1 protein-coding gene is annotated in these 1,324 nt (G+C 73.3%); it reads right to left on the bottom strand.

Features of this window, described 5'->3' with window-relative positions; all coding sequences use genetic code 11:
* The coding region (locus RM812_RS41715) for a SpnB-like Rossmann fold domain-containing protein (protein ID WP_311586167.1) at window positions 1-1,324 on the bottom strand (1,324 nt) is incomplete at both ends.

Genomic DNA, 1,324 nt, shown 5'->3' with positions numbered 1-1,324 from the left:
GGAACGGACGCCGCCCCGGCGTGGCTCCACCCGACCGGGACCGGCACGCGCAGGCGGTGGTCCGCGACGGCCACCGGGCCGAAGGCTCCGCAGAAGATGCCCGTCACCCGGTCACCCGGTACAAGGCCGGTGACGTCGTCCGCCACCTCCAGCACCGTTCCGGCGCCCTCGCTGCCCAGGCCTGCGTCGATGGCTGTCCTCTCCACCAGCCCCAGTGCGATCGTGACGTCCCGGAAGTTGAGTCCCGCGGCGTGCACCGCGATGCGCACCTGGCCGCTCGTCAGGGGCGCCTCGGCCTCGGGGCAGGGAACCCAGGTCAGGTTCTCCAGCGTGCCCTTGTCCGGTATGCCCAGCCGGTGGGCGCCGGCCGCCGGCGGTTCGACGAGGTAGTCCGGGAGCCGGGCCGCCGTCACGCGCGGCACGACGTACGCCCCGCCACGCAGGGCCATCTGGTCCTCTTCGAGACCGAGCACGTCGCTCAGGCGTACCCAGGACGCCTCCTCGTCGTCGATGTCCACCAGCCGGAACCTGCCCGGGTGCTCCGTCTGCGCGGACCGGATCAAGCCCCAGACGGAGGCACCCGGGAGGCTTTCGACGCGCTCCCCGCCACCGGTGTCGACGGCCAGGCGGGTGAGCACCACCAGTGTGGACCCGGCGAGCGGCTCCTCGGTGAGGAACCGCTGGACGACACCCAGCACGTGTGTGTCCGTACCGCCCACCGCGGCGAGCAGTCCGGTGCCAGCGGGGACCACGTCGTCGAGGCTGAGAACGATGTGCCGGGGTGCCTCCCCCGTCAGGACGAGGTCGTCCAGCGACGCGTGGAACGGGACGCTTCCGCCACCCGTCCCGTGCAGCAGCCGGGAGGCCGGGCCGTCCTTCGCACCGATGACCGCCCATGGCGCGCGGCGGGCGAACGGAACGTTCTGCCCGACCGGCCGCCATGCCGGCTCGTACAGGGACTGCTGCTGCCCGCCACGCGCCGCACGCAGTTGCCCGGCGCTCGCCGGACGGAACGTCAGCGCCCCGACGCGGGCAACCTCGCGGCCGTGTTCGTCGGCGACCACCACGGACACCGCCGTGTCGCCGGTCCGCGATATCCGGACCCGTACCGTCGAGCCGCACTCTCCGGTCCGCTCCACCCCGGTCCACGAGAAGGGCATCCACCCCTGACCGCCCTGGACGTCGATGAAGCCGCCCGCCACCACCGCGTGGAGCACGGAGTCGATCAGTGCCGGATGCAGGGCGAAGCCTCCGTCGGACGCTCCCTCGGCGCTCGCCGGCAGCGTGGCCGTCGCGAAGAGATCGTCGCCGTGCCGCCACACCT

Source organism: Streptomyces lancefieldiae (assembly GCF_031845825.1).
GTDB classification, from domain to species: Bacteria; Actinomycetota; Actinomycetes; order Streptomycetales; family Streptomycetaceae; genus Streptomyces; species Streptomyces lancefieldiae.
Note: the sequence above shows the minus strand (reverse complement) of the source record. Positions and strands in the feature narration are given on the sequence as shown.